This is a genomic window from Arthrobacter sp. Y3221048, from assembly GCF_059092685.1.
In genome coordinates this window covers 428237-452165 of record NZ_JBNHHX010000001.1, presented here as the reverse complement: position 1 = coordinate 452165, position 23929 = coordinate 428237, and the positions used below count along the sequence as shown (strand labels likewise).

General features: G+C 68.0%; 24 protein-coding genes and 3 tRNA genes. 16 read left to right on the top strand and 11 right to left on the bottom strand.

The genetic code is table 11. From position 1 onward, the window contains the following. Nucleotides 1–18: 18 nt before the first annotated feature. Nucleotides 19–1488 carry an NCS2 family permease gene (locus AC5RVS_RS02110; RefSeq protein WP_494106940.1) on the bottom strand — a complete coding sequence of 490 codons (1470 nt, stop codon included), beginning with the start codon at nt 1486–1488 and terminating at the stop codon, nt 19–21. Between the two features lie 107 nt (nt 1489–1595). Further along, the gene (locus tag AC5RVS_RS02105; protein WP_494106939.1) at nt 1596–2237 is read right to left on the bottom strand and encodes an FAD-binding protein; all 642 of its coding nucleotides are present in this window, start codon (nt 2235–2237) and stop codon (nt 1596–1598) included. 195 nt (nt 2238–2432) lie between these two features. On the opposite strand from AC5RVS_RS02105, the gene AC5RVS_RS02100 reads away from it, so the two are divergent. After that, a complete protein-coding gene (locus AC5RVS_RS02100) occupies nt 2433–3449 on the top strand; it encodes a universal stress protein (RefSeq protein WP_494106938.1) in 1017 nt (338 codons plus the stop codon). A gap of 97 nt (nt 3450–3546) precedes the next feature. On the opposite strand, the gene AC5RVS_RS02095 is transcribed toward AC5RVS_RS02100, so the two are convergent. Continuing rightward, nucleotides 3547–5124, bottom strand: coding sequence for a C40 family peptidase (locus AC5RVS_RS02095; RefSeq protein WP_494106937.1), 1578 nt, complete (start codon nt 5122–5124; stop codon nt 3547–3549). Between the two features lie 429 nt (nt 5125–5553). Continuing rightward, nucleotides 5554–5919, bottom strand: a complete 366-nt coding sequence (locus tag AC5RVS_RS02090) for a metallopeptidase family protein (RefSeq protein WP_494107297.1) — start codon at nt 5917–5919, stop codon at nt 5554–5556. Between the two features lie 152 nt (nt 5920–6071). Between AC5RVS_RS02090 and AC5RVS_RS02085 the strand changes: the two genes are divergently transcribed. The 10 genes from AC5RVS_RS02085 (at nt 6072) to AC5RVS_RS02040 (ending at nt 10497) form a co-directional block, all read left to right on the top strand. Next, nucleotides 6072–6144, top strand: a tRNA-Glu gene (locus AC5RVS_RS02085). Nucleotides 6145–6228: 84 nt separating this feature from the next. Then, nucleotides 6229–6302 (top strand) — tRNA-Asp (locus AC5RVS_RS02080). Nucleotides 6303–6359: 57 nt separating this feature from the next. Beyond that, nucleotides 6360–6435 (top strand) — tRNA-Phe (locus AC5RVS_RS02075). Between the two features lie 96 nt (nt 6436–6531). Continuing rightward, nucleotides 6532–7302, top strand: a complete 771-nt coding sequence (locus tag AC5RVS_RS02070) for an MBL fold metallo-hydrolase (protein ID WP_494106936.1) — start codon at nt 6532–6534, stop codon at nt 7300–7302. A 150-nt stretch (nt 7303–7452) separates the two neighbouring features. Continuing rightward, nucleotides 7453–8004, top strand: coding sequence for a hypothetical protein (locus AC5RVS_RS02065; protein WP_494106935.1), 552 nt, complete (start codon nt 7453–7455; stop codon nt 8002–8004). Nucleotides 8005–8051: 47 nt separating this feature from the next. Beyond that, nucleotides 8052–8591, top strand: coding sequence for an Asp23/Gls24 family envelope stress response protein (locus tag AC5RVS_RS02060; RefSeq protein ID WP_494106934.1), 540 nt, complete (start codon nt 8052–8054; stop codon nt 8589–8591). Nucleotides 8592–8622: 31 nt separating this feature from the next. Next, entirely contained in the window at nt 8623–8814 is a 192-nt protein-coding gene (locus AC5RVS_RS02055; RefSeq protein WP_493977246.1) for a hypothetical protein, read from the top strand. Next, nucleotides 8811–9275 carry a hypothetical protein gene (locus AC5RVS_RS02050; protein ID WP_494106933.1) on the top strand — a complete coding sequence of 155 codons (465 nt, stop codon included), beginning with the start codon at nt 8811–8813 and terminating at the stop codon, nt 9273–9275. Before AC5RVS_RS02055 ends, AC5RVS_RS02050 begins: the two co-directional genes overlap by 4 nt. Next, a complete protein-coding gene (locus tag AC5RVS_RS02045; protein WP_494106932.1) occupies nt 9272–9889 on the top strand; it encodes a hypothetical protein in 618 nt (205 codons plus the stop codon). Before AC5RVS_RS02050 ends, AC5RVS_RS02045 begins: the two co-directional genes overlap by 4 nt. Next, the gene (locus AC5RVS_RS02040; protein ID WP_494106931.1) at nt 9886–10497 is read left to right on the top strand and encodes a hypothetical protein; all 612 of its coding nucleotides are present in this window, start codon (nt 9886–9888) and stop codon (nt 10495–10497) included. The genes AC5RVS_RS02045 and AC5RVS_RS02040 overlap by 4 nt, the downstream gene beginning before the upstream one ends. Here AC5RVS_RS02040 and AC5RVS_RS02035 read toward each other — a convergent pair. Then, nucleotides 10494–12347, bottom strand: coding sequence for a glycoside hydrolase family 13 protein (locus AC5RVS_RS02035; protein ID WP_494106930.1), 1854 nt, complete (start codon nt 12345–12347; stop codon nt 10494–10496). The two genes, AC5RVS_RS02040 and AC5RVS_RS02035, sit on opposite strands and share 4 nt — an antisense overlap. 242 nt (nt 12348–12589) lie before the next feature. On the opposite strand from AC5RVS_RS02035, the gene AC5RVS_RS02030 reads away from it, so the two are divergent. The 4 genes from AC5RVS_RS02030 to AC5RVS_RS02015 all read left to right on the top strand — a co-directional run bounded on the left by AC5RVS_RS02030 (nt 12590) and on the right by AC5RVS_RS02015 (nt 16973). Then, a complete protein-coding gene (locus AC5RVS_RS02030; RefSeq protein ID WP_494106929.1) occupies nt 12590–13939 on the top strand; it encodes an ABC transporter substrate-binding protein in 1350 nt (449 codons plus the stop codon). Between the two features lie 97 nt (nt 13940–14036). Continuing rightward, nucleotides 14037–15002, top strand: coding sequence for a carbohydrate ABC transporter permease (locus tag AC5RVS_RS02025; protein ID WP_494106928.1), 966 nt, complete (start codon nt 14037–14039; stop codon nt 15000–15002). Further along, nucleotides 14999–15955 (top strand): carbohydrate ABC transporter permease, encoded by a 957-nt coding sequence (locus AC5RVS_RS02020; protein ID WP_493988524.1) that lies wholly within the window; start codon nt 14999–15001, stop codon nt 15953–15955. The genes AC5RVS_RS02025 and AC5RVS_RS02020 overlap by 4 nt, the downstream gene beginning before the upstream one ends. Before the next feature lie 7 nt (nt 15956–15962). Continuing rightward, complete coding sequence (locus AC5RVS_RS02015) at nt 15963–16973, top strand: LacI family DNA-binding transcriptional regulator (protein ID WP_494106927.1); 1011 nt, start codon at nt 15963–15965, stop codon at nt 16971–16973. Nucleotides 16974–16998: 25 nt separating this feature from the next. Here AC5RVS_RS02015 and AC5RVS_RS02010 read toward each other — a convergent pair whose 3' ends face one another. Both AC5RVS_RS02010 and AC5RVS_RS02005 read right to left on the bottom strand, forming a co-directional pair. Further along, the gene (locus AC5RVS_RS02010; protein WP_493988526.1) at nt 16999–17823 is read right to left on the bottom strand and encodes a DUF8083 family protein; all 825 of its coding nucleotides are present in this window, start codon (nt 17821–17823) and stop codon (nt 16999–17001) included. 1 nt (nt 17824) lies between these two features. After that, complete coding sequence (locus AC5RVS_RS02005; protein WP_493988527.1) at nt 17825–18628, bottom strand: exodeoxyribonuclease III; 804 nt, start codon at nt 18626–18628, stop codon at nt 17825–17827. Nucleotides 18629–18799: 171 nt separating this feature from the next. Between AC5RVS_RS02005 and AC5RVS_RS02000 the strand changes: the two genes are divergently transcribed. After that, nucleotides 18800–19402: a uracil-DNA glycosylase gene (locus tag AC5RVS_RS02000; protein WP_494106926.1), complete on the top strand. Its 603-nt coding sequence runs from the start codon at nt 18800–18802 to the stop codon at nt 19400–19402. 151 nt (nt 19403–19553) lie between these two features. On the opposite strand, the gene nadE is transcribed toward AC5RVS_RS02000, so the two are convergent. The 4 genes from nadE to AC5RVS_RS01980 all read right to left on the bottom strand — a co-directional run bounded on the left by nadE (nt 19554) and on the right by AC5RVS_RS01980 (nt 23840). Next, the gene (gene nadE, locus AC5RVS_RS01995) at nt 19554–20378 is read right to left on the bottom strand and encodes an NAD(+) synthase (RefSeq protein ID WP_494106925.1); all 825 of its coding nucleotides are present in this window, start codon (nt 20376–20378) and stop codon (nt 19554–19556) included. A gap of 348 nt (nt 20379–20726) precedes the next feature. Next, the gene (locus tag AC5RVS_RS01990) at nt 20727–21722 is read right to left on the bottom strand and encodes a sugar phosphate isomerase/epimerase family protein (protein ID WP_494106924.1); all 996 of its coding nucleotides are present in this window, start codon (nt 21720–21722) and stop codon (nt 20727–20729) included. Continuing rightward, complete coding sequence (locus AC5RVS_RS01985; RefSeq protein WP_494106923.1) at nt 21712–22905, bottom strand: Gfo/Idh/MocA family protein; 1194 nt, start codon at nt 22903–22905, stop codon at nt 21712–21714. The genes AC5RVS_RS01990 and AC5RVS_RS01985 overlap by 11 nt, the downstream gene beginning before the upstream one ends. Nucleotides 22906–22991: 86 nt before the next feature. Next, a complete protein-coding gene (locus AC5RVS_RS01980; protein WP_494106922.1) occupies nt 22992–23840 on the bottom strand; it encodes a sugar phosphate isomerase/epimerase family protein in 849 nt (282 codons plus the stop codon). Nucleotides 23841–23929 lie beyond the last annotated feature (89 nt).

Genomic DNA, 23929 nt, shown 5'->3' with positions numbered 1-23929 from the left:
GCCTCGGCTGACCTGCGGTCAGCGGAAACCGATGAGCTGCTCGACCGGGCCCATGCAGAAGAAGAGCACGAAGGCCGCGGCCACCGCCCACATCAGCGGGTGGATGTCCTTGGCCCGGCCCTGGAACGTGCGCACCAGCACATAAGCGATAAAGCCCGCGCCCAGGCCGTTGGCGATCGAATACGTGAAGGGCATGAGCGTGAACGTCAGGAAGGCGGGGATGGCCACGCCCCAGTCGGACCAGTCGATCTTGCCCACCTGCGACACCATCATGAAACCGACGACGACGAGGGCCGGCGCCACAGCCTCGAACGGCACCAGCGAGATCAGCGGCGTGAAGAACATGGCCACCAGGAACAGCAGGCCGGTGACAACGTTGGCCAGGCCGGTGCGCGCGCCTTCGCCGATCCCGGCGCCGGACTCGACGTAGATCTGGTTTGAGGAGACGGATCCCGCACCGCCGGCGATGGCCCCCGCGGCGTCGACCAGCAGCACGCGGTCAACATGCGGGATGTTGCCCTCTTTGTCGGTCAGCCCGGCCTCGTTGGCCAGGCCGACCATCGTGCCCATGGCGTCGAAGAAGATGCTCAGCAGGATCGCAAACGCCAGCAGGGAAGCGGCCGTGACACCCAGCGTCCCGAAGGCACCGAAGAGGCTGGCCTGGCCGATCAGGGACAGGTCAGGCAGTCCCACCCAGCTGCCGCTCGGCAGCTCGGGCACCACCAGGGACCATCCCAGCGGATTGGGGCCGTCGGGACCCATCGACGGGCCGACGTCGGCTACTGCCTCGATGACCACCGCGAGCACGGTCGCGGCGATGACGCCGATCAGGATGCCGCCCTTGACCTTCTTGACCACCAGGGCGATCGTCAGGATGAGGCCGAAGACGAAGACGAGGATCGGCCAGCCCAGCAGGACGCCGTCGAACCCGAGCCCAACCGGAACGGTGGTGCCCGCTGCGTCGGGAATGCGGCGGATGAAGCCGGCGTTGACCAGGCCGATCAGGGCAATGAACATGCCGATGCCCACCACGATGGCGGTCTTGAGGCTTTGCGGCACGGCGTTGAACACCGCGGTCCGGAAACCGGTTAGGACCAGGATCAGCATGGTGATGCCGGAGAGGATCACCAGCCCCATCACATCGGGCCAGGTCAGGCCCGGGTTGGTGGCAACGGTGATGGCGATGAAGGCGTTGACGCCCAGGCCCGTAGCGAGGGCGAACGGGTACTTGGCCCACGCCCCCATCACGATCGTCAGCACGCCGGCCACGAGGGCCGTGACCGCCGCGACGCGTTCGGCGCCGAGCATGGCGCCGGTTGAATCGGCGCCGCCCAGGACCAGCGGGTTCAGCACCACGATGTAGCTCATTGCGAAGAACGTGGCCAGGCCGCCGCGGATTTCGCGCGAATAGTTGGAACCGCGCTTGGTGATCTCGAAGTAACGGTCGAGCACCGAAGTCTTGGCGGCTACTGCTCCCTTTTGGGGCATAGGGAATGTCCTCCACAGGTAAGTGGTATGGTCGGGAATTTCCCCAAAATTCTAGCCCCTACGGCACGCGGCGGCGTACGACGCCGCTGTTCCCCGCCTTCCCGAAGTCAGGCGACGGCCGGCCGGGAGGTGGAAGCGATGGCATTGCCGGCCACTTTCGCCTGCCGAATGATCTCCCGCGTGCTCGGGGCCAGCAGGTCCGCCACGCCGACCAGGTAGAGGCTGATCGCTTTCAGGACGGAGGCAAGGTTTTCGCCGGCCGCGATGCCCAGGCTTCGGAGCAACCGGCGCATCTGGTTTTGCGCGCAGCCCGTCAGGACGATGGAATCGGCTACGAGCAAGCCGTTTTCGGTGCGGATCACCCACTTCTGGTCCTTGTCCCTGCTGATCGCGGGGGCCGCGCGGGTATCCAGCGGCGTGGACGCATCCGCCGGTGCCGCGGGCGCTGTTTTTTCCGACGTCTTGGTGACGCCGCAAACGTGGGTGCTGTGGCGGATGTCCAGCGCGTGACTGGCGGCGTACGCCTGCAGCAAGCGCAGCAGGTCGTTGCGTTCGCTCCGGTGCGCCGAATCAGCCAACGGGGACCGGCGGCCGTGGTCGGCCGGCTGGGGGAGCAACCCCTCCACGACGATCGATGACACGCCCTGGCGGCTCAGTTCACTAGCCACGGCCAGCCCGGGCAGCCCGGAACCGATGACCACCGTGGTGGTGTATTCGGTAGGCACTTCTGGTACGGAAACGCCACTCACTGCACGGACTCCTTGGACGGTAGGGAGAACCTCGGACGGCGACGGACCGCCCGCAAACGCATTGTGAAACTGTTATTTAACACAATTTTCATCGAAGCCTACATAACTTTTCGGCCACTGAGAAGCACCTTGTTGCAGAGTAAGCTGAGGGTAACGGGCGAGGAGGCCCGCGCGACGTTGAGGGAGGCGGAACTAATGACAGAAGCCACAGGTTCAGACGCCGGACAGGGCGCCGCACCCCGCGGCATTGTCGTCGGAGTCGATGGCTCCGATCAGAGTATCTGCGCGTTGGTTTGGGCTGCGGAGGAGGCGCAACGGCGCAGGACCCCGCTGCACGTCGTGACCGCCTACACCGTTCCGGTCTTCGCTGCCTCCAGCATGGATGCCGGCTATGCCACGCTGGATGATTCGGTGATCCGCGAAGGCGCCGAAGCCGTGCTCGAGCAGGCAGTGTCCAAAGTCACCGGTTACGGCTTGGATATCGATGCCCGGGTGGAAACCGGCGACGCCGCCGGGGTCCTGCTGGAACTCTCCGAACAGGCCGAGCTGGTCGTGGTCGGTACGCGCGGCCGCGGCGGCTTCATGGGCCGGTTGTTGGGCTCGGTGAGCAGCGCTGTCCCGGCCCACGCCTCCTGCCCGACGGTGACGATTCCGCTGGCCTGCGCGCCGCGTCTCGGCGACTTGGACATCGAGGTTCCACGGTCGAAGGACCAGGCGATCCGCCCCGAGGACGTCCAGAAGGTGGTCGTGGTCGGGGTCGATGGTTCCGAGCAGGCACGCAACGCCACCCTGGTGGCCGCAGAGCAGGCCGAGCGGCTCGGCTATCCGCTGAAGGTCATATGCGCCGTGCCGCCGTTCACCGGCTCGCTGGCCTGGGTGCCGGCACCGCTGGACCGCGAGGCGCTCTATGCGGACATCCGTGAGCAGCTCGACGCCGGCGTGGCATGGCTCAAGAGCCACTTCCCCGGGCTGCACGTCACCGGTGAAGTACAGGACGGCTCCCCGGTGGAACTGTTAATTGAGGCGTCACGAACCGCCGAACTGCTGGTGGTTGGCACCCGCGGCCGCGGCGGCTTCGCCGGCATGTTGCTCGGCTCCACCAGCCAGGGTGTGCTGCACCATGCCAAGGGTCCCGTCATGGTGGTACCGGACAAGCACGATCCGCGCCTGGACGACCGCCGGAACTTTGGTCCCCTGCCGGACGTCGAATAGCAGTCCCCTGCCGGACACCGGATAGCAGCAGCTTGGAAACGGGCCGGGCCCGGAACCCCAAAGGTTCCGGGCCCGGCTCGGTTAAGCGGCGTCTGCCTTAGACGGCCCAGCGGGCACCGAACGTGTGCAGCTTGCCGTACATGTGGCTGATGTTGGTGACGGTCAAGCCGACCTCTGGATTCAGGGCGTGGACCACCTGCCAGTTGCCGACGTAGATGCCAACGTGCCAGAGGGCGTTCGGCTCGCCCCAGAAGACCAAATCGCCCGGCTGGAGCTGGGCAAGCGGCACCTTGTACGGTGCGTAGTCGAACTGGGCCTGGGCAACGCGGGGGAGACTGCGGCCTGCATTGGCGAACGCCTGCTGCGTCAGACCGGAGCAGTCGAATCCGACCGGACCGTTGCCGCCCCAGACATACTTTGCTTTCGGGTCGGCCTGCCGGGCCATCGCGTAGTTGATGGCAGCGTTGGCGATGCCCGCGTTGCTGCCGGGGGCCGGAGCCGGTGCGGGCGGTGCCGGGCTCGGCTTGGGCTCCGGGGCCGGTTGAGGGGCCGGCGGCGGAGGCGGGGCCGGGGCGGGCGTCGAGGGCCGGGACGGCGCAGGCGCCGCGGGACGTGACGCCGGTGGCGGAGTGGACGGAGCCGGCCGGGAGGTTGCCGGCGGGGTGGACGGAGCTTCCGGCCGGGAGGTTGCCGGCGGGGCAGCCGGCCGGGCCGGCGAGATGTCTTCACTGGCCGCCGCAACCGTGGAGTCCTGCGCGTTTGAACTGCCGCCGGAGGGCCGCTGGGCCGCAGCGGCCTCCTGCGCCGACTGCTCGACCAGGGCCTGGAGCGCTCGTTCCTGCTCGGCGCGCTCCAGAGCGGTGATGCGTGCGTCCTCTTCGCCGGTGCTGGTCCCACGCAGTTCGGCCAGATGCACCAGGAGGGCCTGCCGCTGTTCCTCGTAGCGCACGACGAGCTGCTCCTGTGCGGCGCTGGCGGCCTTCGCGTCCGATTCCGCGGCCTCCGCGGCTACTGCCGCGTCCCGCGCGGCCTCTTCGGCCTGCGTGACGTAGAGCTCCCAGGATGCCCACAGCTGGGCGGCCTGCTGGGATTCGCTCAGCGTCTGCGAGCGGTTCGTCGTCAGGGCGTCGAGAGTTGAGGCCTTGTACAGGACGTCGCCGGCTGCCCTGCTGTCCAGCAGCGAGCTGAGGGCGGGGTTGACGCCGCCGTTCCGGTACAGCTCACCGGCCAGCTGTCCCACCTGATTCTTGACCGACTCGAAGTACTCCGCGGCTTGCGACGCCTTGGCCTTGGCGTCATCGAGTTCGGCGGTCCGCTCCTGCTGCTTCAACAGCGACTCGCTGTAGGCGTTTTGCGATCGCATTGAATCGAACTGCGCGTTGGCAAGATTTCCAGAAGCTGCCCTGAGCTGCTCTTCGATCCGGTCCACAAGGGCCTGGGTGGCCGCTGCATCGCCCTTGGCGTCGTCGATCTCCTCGCCGGACGGCAGCGTGGGTGCCGCCGGCAGGATGATGCGCTGCGACGTCACCTGCGGCAACTGTCCCGCCGGTGCGGCTACGGCCGGCGCCAGGGCCGGAACGCAGATTAACAGGGCGGTAGCCGAGAAGAGCACGACGGCGCGCATCGGCCTCGTCGATCGATGCGGGGCAGGACGCCCCGCGGGAAGCAGCCTCATCCGAACGGGTCCTTACTAGGAGCGCTGTAAATGCACGCGCCCTTTCAGGACGGCCGGCCTTGGGACCGGAGCGGTCAATGTGCGAACTGGTGGCACCCCAACTAGACCGAACTGCATTCACACAGCACGTTGAGGATATGCAACTTCATTCACAGTTGCAACATTTGTCCCAGCAGTAACATAAACAACATCAGTGTCATTTGCGGTGTATTGCCGAGAGATCGGCGTGTCGGCCCCTCGTTTCCCATAGCAGTTGGATTGCAGGGCGGCGGAGGCCGGGCGCGCATGGTCCACCGAGGGAGTGTGGCCCTCCGCGCAGGTGCTGAGCCGCCGCGGTCATCCGAGTAGGCGTCGAGCCAGGCGGGTCGGCAGGCGAAGAAGCCGGCCAGCTTTCGCCGGCCAGCTGCGTTCAACTAGGCCGCGCGGCGGTCAGCCCCAGCCCAGTTCGTGGAGACGGTCGTCGTCGATGCCGAAGTGGTGGGCAACTTCGTGGATCACGGTGACCAGGACCTCGTGGACCAATTCTTCGCGGGAAGAACACATTCGTTGGAGTGGACCCCGGAAAACGACGATTCGGTCCGGCATGGACCCGGCGTCCCACCAGTGGTCCCTCTCGGTGAGCGGAGTGCCTTCGTAGACGCCCAGCAGTTCCGTCTCCGGGTCCTCCCAAGGCTGCGGGAGGTATTCCTCTTCGACGAAGATGCCCACGTTGGTCATCTCGCGCATGATGTCTTCCGGGATCTGGTCGATCGCGTCGTTCACCGCGTCCTCGAATTCCGGCAGGGACATCTCCATCGGCATGCAGCCGACTTTACCTGCGGGCGGCGGGCTTAAAAGTTCCCAGGCGTCGGCCGCGGCAGGTCACGGTGGCCGGTTTTGGTTTTTCCCCAGACAGGCCCTATAGTTTTATAGGTCCACAGCGGGGAAATGAATCCCAAGTGGTCCTGGCCCCCATCGTCTAGCGGCCTAGGACACCGCCCTTTCACGGCGGCGGCACGGGTTCGAATCCCGTTGGGGGTACGCGAGACGTCATGAATGGCAGCCGCTGGAGTGGTCAGAACCGCTTCGAAAGGCTGGTAGGATTGAGTCTCGTAAAAAATGCAAGGCCCTGTAGCGCAGTTGGTTAGCGCGCCGCCCTGTCACGGCGGAGGTCGCGGGTTCAAGTCCCGTCAGGGTCGCTTTGGTTTCCGGAGCGATTCGGAAGGCCATCGGTGATCATCGCAAGATGTTGCCACGGCTCTGTAGCTCAGTTGGTAGAGCGTTCGACTGAAAATCGAAAGGTCACCGGATCGACGCCGGTCGGAGCCACCAGCACAAACGAAGCCCCGCAGTCCTGGTTCAGGATGCGGGGCTTCGTCGTGTCCGGCCACTCTGTCCACCTCCGGCTTCGTCGGGCACCATGGGTGCATGAACGAAACCGCAATCACCCACATTGGCGGTCCGACAGCGTTGCTGGAGTTCGGCGGCTGGACGTTCCTGACCGACCCCACGTTCGATGAACCCGGCGAGTACCCGGGAGCAGCCGGAACGCTCGTGAAAACCGCCGGGCCTGCCGTTCAAGTCGCAGACCTGCCGGTGGTGGACGCCATCCTCCTCTCGCATGACCAGCATGCGGACAACCTGGATGCGTCCGGTCGGCGTCTGGTGGAATCCGGCGGAGCCAAGGTCCTCGGCACCCTGGAGGCGGCAGACCGGCTCGCGACGGTCACCGGCATGGCCCCGTGGGAGCGGACTGTACTCGAGGCCGCCGATCGGACCACGATCACGGTCACCGCCGTCCCGGCCCGGCACGGACCGGAAGGATGCGAACCGGTGACCGGTACCGTGACCGGATTCGTCCTGACAGGATCCGACCTGCCGACTGTCTACATCAGCGGCGACAACGCCTCGCTGGACGTGGTCGACGCCGTCGCGGTACGTTTCGCCCCGATCGGCACGGCGGTGCTCTTCGCCGGGGCCGCCCGCGTGGGAGCCTTCGATAATGCCGCGCTAACCCTCACCGCCGAAGCCGCGGTGGAGGCGGCGCGCAAACTGGACGCGGCCACCGTCGTGCCGGTCCATGCAGAGGGTTGGAAGCACTTGAGCGAAGGCCACGAAGAGCTCCGCGCCCGGTTCTCCGCCACCGGCCTCGAAGACCGGCTCCGCATCCCCACTCCGGGACGGACAGTGGCCCTGTAACCCGGCACGCCGGCGGCCGGCCCGCCCGCGGCGGCCGCTCCACGTTCCCAGTCTCCACTCAGGGTCACTGGCCTACCATGGAAGGGATTCCCGTGCCGCCTGCACCTGATGAGGCACCGGACGAGGGGGACGATTGGAGCGAGGAGCATAGTGCAGGCCCTTCTGAAGGCGACCGCGATCGGCCTGGCAACCGCCGTCCTGCTGACGTCCTGCAGCGGCGCGGACCCAGCGTTGGAATCAACGACGACGGCGCCCGCCCCCACTGCTTCGTCAGCCGCCGAAGCGACGGCTCCGGCGGAAACACCCCCCGCGGAACAACCGGCCACGGCACCGCCCGGCCAGGCGCCGCTGCCGGACTCCGCTGGCCCCGCCGACGGAAGCGGGGCAACCGGCGGAGGCTCCACCCACTGGGGCAGCTACGAAAGCAGGGACCACGCTTGCGCCGCCGTGGCCGCAAACGTCGCCTCCCTGCTGCTGGTCCCGCTCGGCTTCATGACCGGCGTGGAGGACTCCGACCTGAAGGCGCTGCAGGAGGAGCTGGACGAATTCAGCCGCGGCGTTCCGGCCCAGCTGGGCGACGACCTGGCCCGGGTGGAGGACCAGCTGGACCACGCAGCTGCAACCGGCCACCTCGACGCCGCCGGGTTTGCCGGCGCCCTGCAACCGGTGGAGGACTGGCTGGCCGAACACTGCGGGGAATGAGGCGTTAGGCTTGCCCTGAGAGTCATCACAGCGTCAGGGGAGAACAGATGCACAACGAGGATCGGCCGGCTGCCCCGTCCGCCGGAGTATCGCCCGGGGCACGCCCTGTCACCGCACCTGTCGACGTCCCGGGCGGGCCGGCGTCCGAGCAGTCAGCGGTGGACCTGAACCAGCCTGCAGCCGTTGGCATCCCGGACGCTCCCGGCCGTACCACCATTTCCGAGGCCGCCGTGGCCAAGGTGGCGGCGGTTGCCGCCCGCTCCGTCCCGGGGGTCTACGCGCTGGGCAGCGGCACGGCCCGTGCACTGAGTGCGCTACGCGATGTCGTGGGCGGCAGCGATGCGGGCCAGGGCGTCCATGTGGAGGTCGGCCAGACGCAGGTTGCCGTGGACATCAGCCTGGTGGCCGTTTACGGCAAGCCGTTGCAGGAGCTGGCGGGCGGCGTACGCGCGGCGGTGTACACCGCCGTCGAGCAATTGGTGGGGCTGGACGTGATCGAGGTGAACGTGGAGATCAATGACGTCCACGTGCCCGGCCTGGACGCCAAGGCGCCGGCCGAGAAGCCGGTCCGACAGGGCGCCCAGTAACAGGATGTTCGGGACGGCGAGAGGAGCAAGGATGAGCTACACGGTAGTCGGCATGGCCGTCGGTGCGGTGCTGGCGTGGGCCGCGCTGGTATTCAACTTCTGGGGCTTCCTGCTGATGGCGGTCTTCCTGATGGTGGGGGCCCTGCTGGGCCGGGCCGCGGAGGGCAAGCTTGACTGGCGCAGCATCCGCGATGCGCTGACCGGACGCCGCTCGTCTTCATGACGGACCCCGTTGTGGACGCCGACGAGATGCCTCCCCGCCCGGAGGGACCGCCGCTCGCGGAGCGCCCGGACTCACCGCCCCCGGCGTCGCTCCCCGCCGGGCCGCCCGGGCGACGCTACGCCGGACACACCCGGGTCAGCACGCAGGCGTTGACCAGCACCGCGCAGGGGGTTGCCGCAGAGCTGCTGGGAATTTCACCGGGCCTGATCCGCGCGACGTGGCGCGACGATGCCGGTTCCCTGGCCTTGTCCCTGGCGCTTCCCATGGGCATTCCTTCGCTGAACCGGGTGGTGCGGGACCCGCACCTGGTGGACGGCTTTGGCGGATCGGTCTGGGACCGGGCACACGCCGCCAAGGGAACCATCCTGGATAAAATCTCCCGGATCAGCGGTTCGAAGTTGAGCCGGGTGGACATCAGGGTGACCGGCATCCGCGTGCAGGAAGGAGGCCGGGTCCGGTGAGCAGCACCAACGTGAAAACCGGCGAGCGATCGGCTGACCAACGCCCCGCCGACGAGCGCCTGGCCAGCCGCGAATTGCGCAGTTCCCGCGCTACCGCAGCTGTGATCGCCGCGGTTCTCGTCGCACTGGCCTGCCTCTACCTGCTGCTCGAGGCGGCGTTGAAGGCGATCGGGCAGCGCCCGTGGTTGGCCTCGCCGGAAGAGATGGCGGGCTGGATCCACCAACTGCCGGGGAACATCGCGCCCACCGTCCTGGGCGCCTCCGGTGCGCTGATCCTGTTCCTGGGTTTGCTCTTCTTCCTGCAGGGCGTGCTCCCCGGACACCTGCACCGGCACCGCATTCCCGGCCGGCGCGGCGTGGTGGTGGTGGACGATGAAGTCATCGCCGCATCGCTGGCGCGGCGTGCCCGCATCGAGGCGCAAGTGACGCGCGAGCAGGTGCTGGTGGTCGTCTCGCGCGGCGTGGTGGACGTCCGGCTCCGGCCAACCTCCGGCCAACCGGTGGACGCCGATGCCGTCCAGGCGGCGGTGGAGGACGAGGTCCGCAGGGCGCGGATCAGTCCGGTTCCGCAGGTGCGCGTCTTCGTTTCCAGCTCCGGGGTGGTGGGACAGTGAACCAGACGCCCCGGACACTAAACCGTATCCTGATCACCCTTCTCGGGCTGCTGCTCATGCTGGCCGGCGGCACCGCGTTGGCGCTGGCGCTGGTTCCCGCGCTCGCCGGCTGGTGGCACGCCGCCACGGAGCAGGCCGGCGCCAACCTGCGGACGGTGCTGGACGCCGCCACCTTGCCCGGACAGCGGGACAGCTGGTTGTGGATTGTGGTGGCGCTGGTGCTGCTCCTGCTGGTGCTGCTGATGATCGCGTGGGCCGCCCAGCAGGGCAAGGGCCGCACCGGTACCATCGCCGCTGATTACGACGGCGCAGGCGAACCCGGCGCCGTCTGGCTCAGTGCCGCCGTGGCCGAGCAGGCGCTGCGCGACGCACTGCGGGAACGCGACAGCATCCTGCAGGCCACGGTCACCGCCTACGACTACGAGGGCGGCGGAGGCCTGCGCGTCCGGGTGGTTCCGCGCCTCGGGGTATCCCCGCAGGCGGTGGCGGACGAAGTCTCCGACCTCGTCGAAGCGCTGGACCTGACCCTCGGAATCAGCTTCCCGGTGGTCATCCACCTGGTGGCCGGCGCGCGCTCGCGGCTGGTCCGCGCCGACCGCGTCCGCTAGGCGGACTGCCCGTCGGCGGCAGGCGTCAGCCAGACGGCCCCGTTGGGCTGCAGCAACCCGTCGGCGACTGCGCCCTCCTGCGACGCCAGCACCAGGGAGGCGCCCGCGGGCAGCCGGATGGCGGAGCTGCCCAGGTTGGCCAGCACCTGAAGTGTCCCGTTGCGGTAGCTGAGGATTCCCGACGCCGGATCGTGCTCCGCGGCCCACTCCAGGCTGCCCTGGCCCAGCTTCTGCTCCGCACGCAGGCGCAGCGCCGCCCGATACAACTCGTAGGTGGAAGCGGCTACTCCCACCTGCTGGTCCACCGCATAGCGCGCGAAGCTCTCGGGCTGCGGCAACCATGGTTCGTGTTCGGTGGAGCCCCAGCCGCAGCCGTGTGCCTCCGCGCGCCAGGGAATCGGCACCCGGCAGCCGTCGCGGCCCCGCTCTTCGCCGCCGGTGCGGAAGAACGCCGGGTCCTGGCGCACCTCGGCCGGCAGGGTGGTGTGCTCCGGAAGGCCAAGCTCATCGCCCTGGTAGATGTAGGCGGAGCCGGGCAGGGCCAGCATCACCAGCGCAGCGGCGCGACCGCGGGCGTGACCGAGCTCCTCGTCGGGCTGTTCGTCGCCGGAGCCAATGCCCTTGGGAAACGTGGTGGGGTCGGTCAGCCCGTAGCGGGTGCTGTGGCGGACGGTGTCGTGATTGGACAGCACCCAGGTGCTCGGCGCACCCACTGAAGCTGCAGCGGCCAGCGAATCCTCGATGCTGCGGGCCATCCGCCGGGCATCCCAGCCCGCGAGCAGGAAATCGAAGTTGAAGGCCTGCTGCATTTCGTCGGGGCGGACGTAGGCAAAGAGCCGCTCGACCGGCTCGACCCAGGCTTCAGCCACCAGCATGCGGTCGCCGTCGTACTCGGCCAAGACCTTGTGCCACTCGCGGTAGATCCCGTGTACGCCGTCCTGGTCGAAGTAGGGCGGAGTCTCCGGATGGACGCCGGCCTCCGGCAGCGCAGCAACCTGCTGTGCCAGGGCTCCGGGGGCATCCGCCCCGGCTGGTACCAGGACCTGTTCACCGGAGGCACGGGCATCGGGGGTGGGCGAGGCGCCGGCGGGTTGGCCGACCGCGGCCCCGTCGCCGCCGGGCAGCGCGTCTTCGCCCGGGAGCCGCTCGTTGCCGGCCACCATCGAGGTCTTGGCCGCCCAATCCGGCAGACCCTCGGCCTTGACCAGGCCATGGGCCACGTCAATCCGGAAGCCGTCCACGCCGCGGTCCAGCCAGAACCGCAGGATGGAGACCATTTCGGCCCGGACCTCCGGGTTCTCCCAGTTCAGGTCCGGCTGCGTGGAATCGAACAGGTGAAGGTACCACTGGCCGGGCGTGCCGTCGGGTTCGGTGATCCGGGTCCAGGCATCGCCGCCGAATACCGACTGCCAGTTGTTGGGCGGCTCATTGCCGTCCGGGCCCCTGCCGTCGCGGAAGATGTAGCGGGCACGTTCCGGCGATCCCGCCTCGGAGGTCAGCGCGCTCACGAACCATTCGTGCCGGTCGGACGTGTGGTTTGGCACCAGGTCGACAATCACCCGCATGCCGAGCTCGTGGGTGCGTGCCAGCAGCGAGTCGAAGTCGTCCAGGCTGCCGAACAGCGGGTCGACGTCGCGGTAGTCGGCAACGTCGTAGCCTGCATCGTTTTGCGGGGAGACGTAGAAGGGCGACAGCCAGATGGCGTCCACCCCGAGGTTTTTCAGGTAGGGGATCTTGGCGCTGATTCCGGCCAGGTCGCCCATTCCGTCGCCGTTCTGGTCAGCGAAGGAGCGCGGATAGATCTGGTAGATGACGGCGTCGCGCCACCAGGGAACGGTTGCTGCGGTCATTGGCTCTCCTCGACTCGGGGGGTCAGGACCACTTCCAGCCTAATGATCATTCCCGCCGAACAGGCAGCATAGGCCGCGGATGCGGCGCAGATCACGATTCGGCATCGAAGGCCACCGCCCCAAAAATGTGCCTTGCGACACACTCCGTAAGCGTTTACGTTACGAGTTATCAGAAGGGTACTTGGTGGCTGCACTCTGACCTGTTCAGCTCTCTCGGAGCCACCGGACAAAGGAGTCACATCATGCACTTTGCACGCTCCAGAAAGGCCGTCCTGCCGGTGGCAGCGCTCGGCGCCATGGCACTGACACTTTCCGCCTGTGGGGGAGGGACAGAATCCGAGGAGTCGCCGGCGCCCGCCGCAGACTGTGCCGCCTACGAGGCCTACGGCACCTTTGACGGCGCCGAGGTCAGCGTCTACTCCACCATCACCGATGCCGAGCAGGATCTGCTGGAGAACTCCTGGGTGGACTTTGAGGAGTGCACCGGGATCGACGTGGTGTACGAGGGATCCAACGAGTTCGAGACGCAGATCGGCGTCCGCGCCCAGGCCGGCAACCCGCCGGACGTGGCGATCTTCCCGCAGCCCGGCCTGCTGGCCGCCCAGGCCGAGGCCGGGTACCTGAAGCCCGCGCCGCAGGAGGTATCCGACCTGGTCGACGAGAACTGGTCCGAGGACTGGAAGACCTACGGCACGGTGGACGGCACCTTCTACGCCGCCCCCATGCTGGCCAGCGTGAAGGGCTACATCTGGTACGTTCCGGCTACCTTCCAGGAAAAGGGCTGGGAAGTTCCGCAGACCTGGGACGAGATGATGGAACTCACCCAGACCATCGCCGACGAGGGCACCATGAAGCCCTGGTGCGCCGGGTTCGAGTCCGGCGAGGCCACCGGCTGGCCGGGCACCGACTGGATCGAGGACGCGCTGCTGCGCCAGGCCGGACCGGACGTGTACGACCAGTGGGTCAACCACGAGATCCCGTTCAACGACCCGCAGGTGGCCGAGGCGTTCGACGCCGTCGGCGACATCCTGAAGAACGAGGACTACGTCAACGGCGGCATCGGCGACGTCCGCTCGATCATCTCCACCTCGGTGGACGACGGCGGCATCCCGGTGATCGACGGTACCTGCGCCATGCACCACCAGGCCACGTTCCAGGCCGCCAACTGGCCGGAAGGCACCAACGTGGCTGAGGACGGCGACGTCTGGGCGTTCATCACTCCCGGCCAGGAGGCCGGCGCCACCGCCATCACCGGCGGCGGCGAGTTCGTGGCCGCCTACACCGAAAGCGAAGAGGTCTCGGCCTACCTGCAGTTCATGGCCTCCGCCGAGTTCGCCAACAACCGGGTGGAGCAGGGCGCCGCGATCAGCGCCAACAAGGGCCTCGACCCGGCGCTGGCCGCCAGCGACCTGGACCGCCAGTCCATCGAGCTGCTGCAGTCGGAGGACACCACCTTCCGGTTCGACGGCTCGGACCTGATGCCGGGCGCGGTGGGCGCCAACTCCTTCTGGAGCGGCATCGTGGAGTGGATCAACGGCAAGTCGACGCAAGAGGTCGTGGACTCCATCGAAGCCAGCTGGCCCAAGGACTAAACCGGTACCGGTAGCCCGGCCGCACCGCCTGTGACCCGATGCAGGCGGTGCGGCCGGGCACGGTCTGTCCCTTCCACGCACCAAGGAGGCAAGTGCCATGGAGGACGTTGGCGAGAAGCTCATGCAGGTGGCGATCGCCCTGGCGGTCTTCGCTGCGATCATCGCCGTGATCATGCTGTTGGTGGACCGGGCTCCGAAGTCGTTCCGCGATAAGGCGACGATCATCGGCTTCCTGGCCCCCGCCGTCGTACTCCTGGCCATTGGGTTGGTGTGGCCGGCCATCCAAACCACGTACCTGGCGTTCACGGACCGCACCGGAACGCCTAACGGCCTGGACAACTTCGTGTGGATGTTCACCCAACCCGAAGCGCTGGTCACGCTGCGCAACACGCTTTTGTGGGTCGTCCTGGTGCCGCTGCTGTCCACCGGCATCGGCCTGGCTTACGCGGTGTTCATCGACCGGGCGCGCGGCGAGAAGGCGCTGAAGGCGCTGGTGTTCATGCCGATGGCCATCTCCATGGTGGGCGCCGGCGTGATCTGGAAATTCATGTACACGTACCGCGGCGGCGAACGCGAACAGATCGGCCTGCTGAACCAGGTTTTGGTTTGGTTCGGCGGCGAACCCAAGCAGTTCCTGCTGGACGCGCCGGAGAACACGTTCTTCCTGATCGCGGTGATGGTCTGGATCCAGACCGGCTTCGCCATGGTGATCCTCTCCGCGGCGATCAAGGGCATCCCCACCGAAATCGTGGAGGCGGCCCGGCTGGACGGGGCCAGCGCCTGGCAGCAGTTCCGCTCCATCACCATCCCGTCCATCCGGGGGGCGCTGATCGTCGTGGTCACCACCATCACCATCGGCACGCTGAAGGTCTTCGACATTGTGCGGACGATGACCGCGGGGAACTTCGAAACATCGGTGGTGGCCAATGAGATGTACACCCAGGCGTTCCGCGCAAATGAGCCCGGACGCGGCGCCGCGCTGGCCTTGATCCTGTTCCTGATGGTGCTGCCGATCGTCATCTACAACGCCCGGCAGCTGAAGAAGCAGAGGGAAATCCGATGAGCGCAACGCCTGCCATCCCGACCGCTCCCGACGCCGTCCTGGCCAGCACCACCGAACAGCAGATCCCGATCACCCGGCGGGTGAAGCAGCGCCTGACCTCGCGCGGGGCCACCGCTGCGGCGATCATCATCGCCGTCATCTGGACCGTGCCGACCTTCGGCCTGTTCATTTCCTCGCTGCGCCCGGAGGACAACATCCAGGCCAACGGCTGGTGGAACATCCTGGGCGACCTGCAGTTCACCACCAAGAACTACACCGACGTGTTGGACTCCCAGGGCGGTTCCGCGTCCAACCTGGGCCAGTACTTCATCAACTCGCTGGCGATCGTCATCCCGGGCACCCTGATTCCCCTGGTGATCGCTTCGATGGCGGCCTACGTCTTCGCCTGGGGCAGGTTCCGCGGCAAGGACACCTTGTTCATCGTCGTGTTCGCGCTGCAGATCGTGCCGCTGCAGATGGCGCTGATCCCGCTGCTCTCGCTGTTCATCAACCTCAAGATCGGCGAGCTCCAGGTGCTGCCGGCCGGAACCTACGCCCAGCTGTGGATTGCGCACACCATCTTCGCGCTGCCGCTGGCCATCTTCCTGCTGCACAACTTCATCTCCGAGATCCCGGGTGAGGTCATCGAGGCGGCGCGGGTGGACGGCGCCGGGCACGCGACGATCTTCTGGCGGATCATCCTGCCGCTGTCCGTGCCGGCGATTGCATCCTTCGGCATTTTCCAGTTCCTGTGGGTCTGGAACGACCTGCTGGTGGCGCTGGTGTTCTCCGGCGGCACGGCCGACGTCGCCCCGATTACCCAGCGGCTGGCCGAGCTGACGGGCACCCGCGGCGACGAGTGGCACCGGTTGACCGCCGGCGCGTTCGTTTCCATGATCGTGCCGCTTGCGGTGTTCTTCGGCCTGCAGCGCTACTTTGTCCGCGGCCTGCTGGCTGGTGGCCTTAAGGGGTGAGCGCACCGTGACCGGGATCGACGACGTCGCGCGGGCCGCCGGCGTCTCGACCGCAACGGTTTCCCGTGCCCTTCGCGGATTGTCCGGGGTGTCCACGGCCACCCGCGACCGCGTGCTGGCGACAGCCGACTCGCTGGGCTACGTGCCGTCGTCGTCGGCGGCCCACCTGGCCTCCGGCCGCACGAGGGCCATGGGCGTGCTGCTGCCGGTGATCGACCGGTGGTACTTCGCGTCCGCCCTGGAAGGCGTGGATCGTGTGTTGCGGGCGGCCGGCTACGACCTGATCGTGTTCAGCCTGGGCGGCACCGGCACCAACCGCGAACGGGTGTTCCACCGGTCCATGCTGCGCAAGCGGATCGACGCGCTGCTGGTGATGTGCATGCAGCTGACCCCGGACGAACTGGCGGCGCTGCAGGCGCTGGAGTATCCGAACGTGATCGTGGGCGGGCAGGTGGACGGATTGCGCAGCGTGAGTGTGGATGACAACGCCGCGGCCGCCGACGCCGTCGAGCATCTCATCGGGCTGGGGCATACGCGGATCGCGCACCTGCAGGGCGGCGGCGCCTACGGGATCGACTTCGACGTGCCGCGCCGGCGGGAGCTGGCCTTCCGGGACACGATGGCCCGGCACGGGCTGCGGGTGCGGCCGGAATGGCTGGCCATGGGGGACTTCCGGTTCGCCGGCGGCAGGATGGCCGCCGGCACGCTGCTCGATACACCGGGGGAACGGCCGACGGCGATCTTCGCCTCCGCGGACGAGATGGCCTTCGGCGCGCTCAGGGCCGCGCAGGAGCGCGGACTGCGGGTCCCCGAGGACGTTTCCGTGGTGGGCATCGACGACCACGAGTTCGCCGAGCCGATGGGGCTGACGACCGTGAGGCAACGGCCGGACGAGCAGGGGGCCTACGCGGCGCGGCTGCTGCTGGCCGAACTGCAGGGGAAGGCCCGGCTGGACGTGCCGCGGATCCAGCCCCACGAACTGGTGGTCCGGGCCTCGACCGCGCCGCCGTCGTCGTAATTGTCGGCCGGCGTCATGCCGGCGGTCAGGACGCGCGGGCCAGCTGGCGGATCTTGATCCAGCGGCCGGCGAGGCGGCGGTACGCGGCGGCGGCGCCGGTCATGTCGCCGTCGGCCAGCGATTCGATGCCGGCGTGCACGTCCGAGGGGGATTCGTCCGGGTAGACCAGCTCGGCCACGCGGCCGTAATCCAGTTCCACGATGCCGTCCGCGGTGAAGGTTTCCAGCCATTCGGTCAACTCGGTCAGTTCTTCCAGCAGGTCCAAACCCGGGGCCGCGAGGGCCAGGGAAGCCGCTGCATAGCGGGCCCGGTCGATGCACTGCGGAACCGGGGCGGCCAGGCGGACCGTCTGCAGCGTGTGGTCGCTCTCCACCTTTTCGGTATGGTCGTCCTCGCGGAACAGCACGAACCAACCGAACGGGATGCCCCAGGTGGAGCTGCGCGTGTGCAGCTTGGCCAGTGCGTCCACGAAGTTGTCCGGGTCCAGCCGGGACTGCTGGGCGTCCCGCGCGGCTTCGGGCACCAGCAGCCCCAGCAGCGGATCGCGCAGGCTGCTGGAGAGCGATTCGGCGGCCAGGGTGCTGCGGACGGCCAGCTGGTTGGGGCAGTACCGCGGCGTGGTGATGCCCTCGGGCGTCGGATAATGCAGGACCCGGATCAGGTCGTCGCTGGAGTGCGGGAACGGGTCCGACACCGTGCGCGTGATCCGGCGCAGCGAGTCACCGCGGTCCATATCCTCCGTCACGTCCCGGCCGCGGCCGCGCTGGCTCATGATGAGCAGCTGCTGGTCGTCGTCGAACACATCCAGTGGTTCGAAGACCCGCAGGTAGGAGACGTACGGGAACTTCATCTCAGTCCAGCTCCGCGATGACCGGTGCGTGGTCCGAGGCGCCCTTGCCCTTGCGCTCTTCGCGGTCGATCATCGCCCCGGTGACGCGGGCGGCCAGCGCCGGGGAGGCCAGAATGAAGTCGATGCGCATGCCTTCCTTCTTGGGGAAGCGCAGCTGCGTGTAGTCCCAGTAGGTGTAGACGCCGGGCCCGGGCGTGTGCGGGCGGACGACGTCGACGAATCCGGCTTCTTCGAACGCGCGGAAGGCGGCGCGCTCGGGTTCGGTCACGTGCGTGGCGTTCTGCGCGCGGAACCAATCGATGTCCCAGACGTCGTCGTCCGTCGGGGCGATGTTCCAGTCACCCATAAGCGCGAGGTTGAGCGTCGGGTCCTCCTGAACCCAGCCGGCGGCCTCTTCCTTGAGGGCCTTGAGCCAATTCAGCTTGTAGGGCATGTGCGGATCGTTGACCGCCCGGCCGTTGGGCACATACAGGCTCCACACCCGAACACCGCCGCAGGTTGCCCCGATGGCACGGGCCTCGGCGGCGGTGCTGTCCTCCGACTTGCCGAAGTGCGGCTGGCCGTCAAAGGTCCGGACCACGTCATCCAGGCCCACGCGGGAGGCGATGGCCACGCCGTTCCACTGGTTCAGGCCGAAGTGAGCCACCTCGTAGCCGTTCTTCTCGAACAGGTCCCACGGGAAGTTCTCATCCTTGGCCTTGGTCTCCTGAATGGCCAGCACGTCCACGTCGGAGCGCTGCAGCCAAGACTCAACGCGGTCGGCGCGGGCACGAATCGAGTTCACATTCCAGGTAGCAATCTTCACAACAGCTACGTTACCCAACGGCGGCAGGCTGTGCTCGCCGTTCGGGGCGGCTGGGCTCGCCGCTCGGTGCGGTTGTGCTCGCCGTTCGGGGCGACCGGGCTCGCCGCTCCGGGCGGCTGCGCTCGCCGTCGGACCTCCAACGGCGTTCTGGCTTCAGGGTATGTTGGACAGATGTTTGCCGATAAGCCGCAGTCTTTAGCAGATCCACTCGAACGGCAGCGGCGGCAAGCCATGCTGTCGTCGGAGCCGTCCATACAGAAGCTTGAGGAATGGCGGGACGCCTACGCGCAGACCCGCACGGAGCCCGTTCCGCATTTTGACCCGGCGGATGCAGGCGTCGAGGCGCGGGTGCTCTTTCTGCTCGATAGTCCCGGGAGCCAAACGGTCCCCGCCGAGGGGCCGGGATTCGTTTCAGTAGACAACCCCGACCAAGCGGCCGAGCGGTGCTGGAACGAACGCCGGGAAGCGGGGCTGCACGAGGGGGTTCTCCTCTGGAATACGGTGCCGTTTTTCCTCGACGGCGCCGAACCGACAGCCGTCCAGACAATCGCCGGCGTCAAGGCACTGAAGTCCGTCCTGGGGCTGCTGCCTCGTCTCCAAGCCGTCGTGCTGTGCGGGACCTTCACCAAGACCCAGTGGGCGAAGCACATGGGTGCATTCACCCGCCCGACCGTCATCAAGGCGCCCAGCCCCGGCGGCAGGGCGATGATCAGCAGGAAGAACCAGGAAGAGTTCCGGAAGGCAGTGATGCGGGCGAAGAGCCTGGTCGGCTGACGGTTTAGCGGGTCGGCCGCACCTTACCTGGCCGGGTGACGGTTCAGCGGGCCGGCTGCGCTTTACCTGGCCGGGTGACGGTTCAGCGGGTGCCCGGGCCAACGGTGTCAAAGGCTTCGGCCAGCAGCGCCTCGCCGGCTGACGCTTCAGCCTAGCTCCGCCACCATTTGTCGAGGATTGACACCGGCGTGGTCCGCTTGTGCCGGGTCATCAGGTAGCGCTGCTCGATCTTTTCGGCGACCTCGTCGGGGATCGCGCGTCCCTCAAGGTAGTCGTCGATGTGGTCGTAGCTGATCCCCAGCTCGTCCTCGTCGGTGCGGCCGGGCGTGGTGTCCAGCAGGTCTGCCGTCGGGACCTTGTGCGCCACCTGGTCGCTGGCACCAAGGTGCTCCAAAAGCTGACGGTTTTGGCGCTTGTTGAGCCCGAACAGGGGCAGCACGTCGGCAGCGCCGTCGCCGAACTTGGTGAAGAAGCCGGTGACCGACTCGGCGCCGTGGTCCGTGCCCAGCACCAGGTAGTTGTGCTGGCCGGCCAGGGCGTACTGGGCCATCATCCGGGCCCGGGCCTTGATGTTGCCCTTGTTGAAGTCGGTGATCTCTTCGCCGGTCGTCGTCGTGAATTCGGCTTCGAAGCCGTCGACCGCCGACTTGATGTTGAACGTCCACGAGGTTTTCGGCCGGATGAAATCCATGGCTGCCTGCGCGTCGGCTTCATCGTGCTGGACCCCGTAGGGCAGGCGAACCGCGACGAAGTTGGCGTCGACGCCTTCTGCTTCGAGTTCGTCGACCGCCAGTTGGGCCAGCTTGCCGGCGAGGCTGGAGTCGACGCCGCCGCTGATGCCCAGCACAAAACCTTTGGTGCCGGTCGTCTTGAGGTAGTCCTTCAAAAATCCGACGCGCCGTGCGACTTCCTGCGACGGGTCGATGGAGGGCTGGACGCCCAGTTCGTCAATGATCGTGGCCTGAAGTTCGCGCATGGCCACAGCCTACTAAAGGATCCTGGCCAGCTGCAGAGAATCCGGCGGGCAGGTCCGCACGGCTCAAGCCAGAGGCCCCGGTTGTCCTTGTTTTGGGCGGCCGTTCGGCATCCTCGCAGGTCAGGGCCGCAGGTCCCTCCAAAACATGGACAGTTCCGGCTGAACTTGGACAGCCAGCGTGTTCGGGAGGCAGGGGGCTGGCAGCAGGCAGGGAGCACTTTCGCTCCCACGTCTTGAATAGGCTTCCGGCATCGCCGCAGTCAGCGGCTTGCGGGGTTCTTAGACGTGGGAAGTTAGGCCCATACCTGGGAGCGAACGGGTCGGCCACGGTGCCACCCGGCGCCGCCCCTACTGCTTGAACGCGGCGTCGAAGGACGACTGCGGCGGATCGAAGTCGAACCGCTTGAGGAACCGGAGGGCTTCCGGCGCCCCCTGCAGCCGGTCCATTCCGGCGTCTTCCCACTCCACCGAGATCGGCCCGTCGTAGCCGATCGCCGCCAGGGCGCGGAAGCTGGCCTCCCACGGCACGTCACCGCGCCCGGTGGAGACGAAGTCCCAGCCGCGCCGCGGGTCGCCCCACGGCAGATGCGACCCCAGCCGCGTGTTGCGCCCGGTGATCCGCAGCTTCGTGTCCTTGCAGTCCACGTGGTAGATCCGGTCCTTGAAGTCCCAGATCAGCGAGACCGGGTCGATGTCCTGCCACATCATGTGGCTGGGATCCCAGTTGATGCCGAACGCCTCGCGGTGCCCCAAAGCCTCCAGCGCCCGCACCGTGGACCAGTAGTCGTACGCGATCTCGGAGGGGTGGATCTCGTGCGCGAACCGCACCCCGCACTCGTCGAACACATCCAGGATCGGGTTCCACCGGTCGGCGAAGTCCCGGTAGCCGGCGTCGATCACATCGGCGGAAACCGGCGGAAACATTGCCACGTACTGCCAGATCGAGGACCCGGTGAATCCCACCACGGTCTTCACCCCAAGCCGCTGCGCCAGCCGAGCGGTGTGCTTCATCTCCTCGGCCGCCCGCGCCCGCACGCCCTCCGGCTCGCCGTCGCCCCACACGCGTGCCCCGACGATCGCCCGGTGGCGGAAGTCGATCGGGTCGTCGCACACCGCCTGGCCCTTCAGGTGGTTGGAGATCGCCCACACCCGCAGCCCGCAGCGCTCCAGGATGCCAAGCCGCTCGGCGATGTAGTCGTCGTCGTCCCAGCGCCACGCATCCAGGTGGTCCCCGGACACCGCGATCTCCAGGCCGTCGTAGCCCCAGCCCGCGGCCAGTTCCGCGATCTTCTCCAGGGGCAGGTCCGCCCACTGCCCGGTGAACAGCGTGAAATTACGTGCCATCTGTTGCTCCTGCGTAATCGGCGCGGGTGTCGGTTTCGGCAAGGACGACGGCGGCGCCCGCCTGCGCGGAGCTGCGCACCATGGCGTCCAGCACCTTTTGCACAGCCAGGCCGTCCTCGAAGCTTGGGCTGGGCGCCCGGCCGGCTGCCACCGCGGCCAGGAAATCGGCGGCCTGGCTGGTGAACGTGTGGTCCCAGCCGAGCACGTGCCCGGGCGGCCACCAGGCCTGCAGGTAGGGGTGCGTCTCCTCGGTGACCAGGATCCTCGCCGCACCCGCGAGCCCCGGCGGGGCACCGGCGTCGTAATAGGAGAGCTCGTTAAGCCGCTCCAGGTCGAAGCCCAGGTGCCCGGCGGACCCGTAGACCTCGATCCGCAGCGCGTTCTTGCGGCCCGCGGCCATCCGGCTGACCTCCAGGCTGGCCACCGCGCCGGAATCGAGCCGCAGGGTCGCCCACGCGGCGTCGTCGACCGTCACCGGTTCGGGCCCGCCCGGTCCCTGCCGGGTTTCGACGAACGTGTTGAGCGTTGCGGAGACCGACGTGACCCGGGCGCCGAGCAGGAAGTGGATCTGGTCCACCGCGTGCGAAGCCAGGTCGCCGAGCGCCCCGGAGCCGGCGGTCTCCCGGCGCAACCGCCAGGTCATCGGGGCGGTGTCGTCCGCCAGCCAGTCCTGCAGGTAGGCGACGCGCACCTGCCGCACGTCGCCGATCCTTCCTTCGGCGATCAATTGACGCGCCAGCGCCAGCGCCGGGACCCGCCGGTAGTTGAAGCCGACCATCGACCGGACGCCGGCCGCTCCGGCGGCGCGGGCCGCGGCCGCCATACGCTCGGCTTCGGCCACCGAGTTGGCCAGCGGCTTCTCCACCAGCACGTGCTTGCCCGCCTCCAGCGCGGCCACCGCCAGGTCGGCATGCAGGTGGCCGGGGGTGCAGATGTCCACGATCTGCACGTCGTCGCGCTCGAGCACGGCACGCCAGTCCGTGGAGCCCTCCGCCCACCCGTACCGGGCCGCGTCCGTGGCCACTCCGTCTGCATTCCGGCCGACCAGCACCCGCCGGGCCACCGCGGGCCCACCGGGATAGAAAGCGGACACGTTGCGCCAGGCATTGGAGTGCGCCTTGCCCATGAAGGCATGTCCCAGCACCGCCACCCCCAGCGGCGGCGACTCCGGATTGGCGGTCATCGTCTTCTCCTTCGTGCTCGTCGGTCGGTGGTGCGGCGGGATGGGCTGACGTCCGGGTCCGGGCTGCACCTCGACGCCGGGACGGGCTAGAGGCTGCGCAGGAATGCCAGCCCGTCCTCCGCCAGTTGATTCTGGCTCGGCGCCAGCGGCCGCCAGATCGATGCGGCGGTCGCGATGGCCGCGTTGTCCGCGGTGAAACTTTCGATGTTCAGTGGGCCGGCGTAGCCCACGTCGTCCAGCGCCTTGACCAGCGCCTGCCAGTCGGTCTGGTCGCCGCCGGGCGCCCCGCGGTCGTTGCCGCACACCTGCAGATGAACCAGGTGTTCACCGGCGGCGCGGATGGCGGCGGCGCTGGAGCGTTCTTCGATGTTCAGGTGGTAGCTGTCCAGCGCCAGCCCCACCCCGTGTCCGAGCAGCGGTCCCAGCGCGTCGAGCGCCTGTTCCACGGTGTTGAGCAGCGAGGTCTCGTACCGGTTGAGCGGCTCAATTCCCAGCACGACGCCGGCCGCCTCGGCTTGGGCGGCCAGCGGCGCCAGGTTCTCCCGCAGCTGGCGGTACGCTTCGGCGCGGTCTTCCGCGTCGATCCGCCACACCCGCCCCGTGCTGGAGTAGAAGGGACCGCACACCGCCCGCGCACCGACGTCGTGCGCCAGGTCGATGCAGGCCGCCAGATAGTCCTGGGTTGCCTGCACCGACCCGGCGTCGGCCAGGACCAATTCGCGGCCGGGTGCCATGGCGCCCACGATGTAGGGCTTCAAGCCGGCAGCCGCGAGGGCGTCCCGGGCGGTGCCGGCGGTGAAGTCGCCGACGTTCTCCAGCGGCAGTTCGACGCCGTCAAAGCCCATGCCGGCGATCTTCGCCAGCAGCCCGGGCAGCTCGGCGTCGCGCAGCGGCGACTGCCACACCCAGGTGTTGACGCCGATCGGCCGGTCCATTGATCCGTCTCCTTTGTCTGCGGCTGCTGGTGGCACCTCGTCCGGTTGCCGCCGGACGCTGTCGCGCCGGCCCTACGGGATCCCTCGGG

What these genes read in the sequence shown, in the direction of transcription:
- AC5RVS_RS02110 (WP_494106940.1), bottom strand. Translation starts at nt 1,488, where the DNA reads ATGCCCCAAAAGGGAGCAGTAGCCGCCAAGACTTCGGTGCTCGACCGT.
- AC5RVS_RS02100 (WP_494106938.1), top strand. Translation starts at nt 2,433, where the DNA reads ATGACAGAAGCCACAGGTTCAGACGCCGGACAGGGCGCCGCACCCCGC.
- AC5RVS_RS02095 (WP_494106937.1), bottom strand. Translation starts at nt 5,124, where the DNA reads ATGAGGCTGCTTCCCGCGGGGCGTCCTGCCCCGCATCGATCGACGAGG.
- AC5RVS_RS02090 (WP_494107297.1), bottom strand. Translation starts at nt 5,919, where the DNA reads ATGGAGATGTCCCTGCCGGAATTCGAGGACGCGGTGAACGACGCGATC.
- AC5RVS_RS02070 (WP_494106936.1), top strand. Translation starts at nt 6,532, where the DNA reads ATGAACGAAACCGCAATCACCCACATTGGCGGTCCGACAGCGTTGCTG.
- AC5RVS_RS02060 (WP_494106934.1), top strand. Translation starts at nt 8,052, where the DNA reads ATGCACAACGAGGATCGGCCGGCTGCCCCGTCCGCCGGAGTATCGCCC.
- AC5RVS_RS02055 (WP_493977246.1), top strand. Translation starts at nt 8,623, where the DNA reads ATGAGCTACACGGTAGTCGGCATGGCCGTCGGTGCGGTGCTGGCGTGG.
- AC5RVS_RS02050 (WP_494106933.1), top strand. Translation starts at nt 8,811, where the DNA reads ATGACGGACCCCGTTGTGGACGCCGACGAGATGCCTCCCCGCCCGGAG.
- AC5RVS_RS02035 (WP_494106930.1), bottom strand. Translation starts at nt 12,347, where the DNA reads ATGACCGCAGCAACCGTTCCCTGGTGGCGCGACGCCGTCATCTACCAG.
- AC5RVS_RS02030 (WP_494106929.1), top strand. Translation starts at nt 12,590, where the DNA reads ATGCACTTTGCACGCTCCAGAAAGGCCGTCCTGCCGGTGGCAGCGCTC.
- AC5RVS_RS02025 (WP_494106928.1), top strand. Translation starts at nt 14,037, where the DNA reads ATGGAGGACGTTGGCGAGAAGCTCATGCAGGTGGCGATCGCCCTGGCG.
- AC5RVS_RS02020 (WP_493988524.1), top strand. Translation starts at nt 14,999, where the DNA reads ATGAGCGCAACGCCTGCCATCCCGACCGCTCCCGACGCCGTCCTGGCC.
- AC5RVS_RS02010 (WP_493988526.1), bottom strand. Translation starts at nt 17,823, where the DNA reads ATGAAGTTCCCGTACGTCTCCTACCTGCGGGTCTTCGAACCACTGGAT.
- AC5RVS_RS02000 (WP_494106926.1), top strand. Translation starts at nt 18,800, where the DNA reads ATGTTTGCCGATAAGCCGCAGTCTTTAGCAGATCCACTCGAACGGCAG.
- nadE (WP_494106925.1), bottom strand. Translation starts at nt 20,378, where the DNA reads ATGCGCGAACTTCAGGCCACGATCATTGACGAACTGGGCGTCCAGCCC.
- AC5RVS_RS01990 (WP_494106924.1), bottom strand. Translation starts at nt 21,722, where the DNA reads ATGGCACGTAATTTCACGCTGTTCACCGGGCAGTGGGCGGACCTGCCC.
- AC5RVS_RS01985 (WP_494106923.1), bottom strand. Translation starts at nt 22,905, where the DNA reads ATGACCGCCAATCCGGAGTCGCCGCCGCTGGGGGTGGCGGTGCTGGGA.
- AC5RVS_RS01980 (WP_494106922.1), bottom strand. Translation starts at nt 23,840, where the DNA reads ATGGACCGGCCGATCGGCGTCAACACCTGGGTGTGGCAGTCGCCGCTG.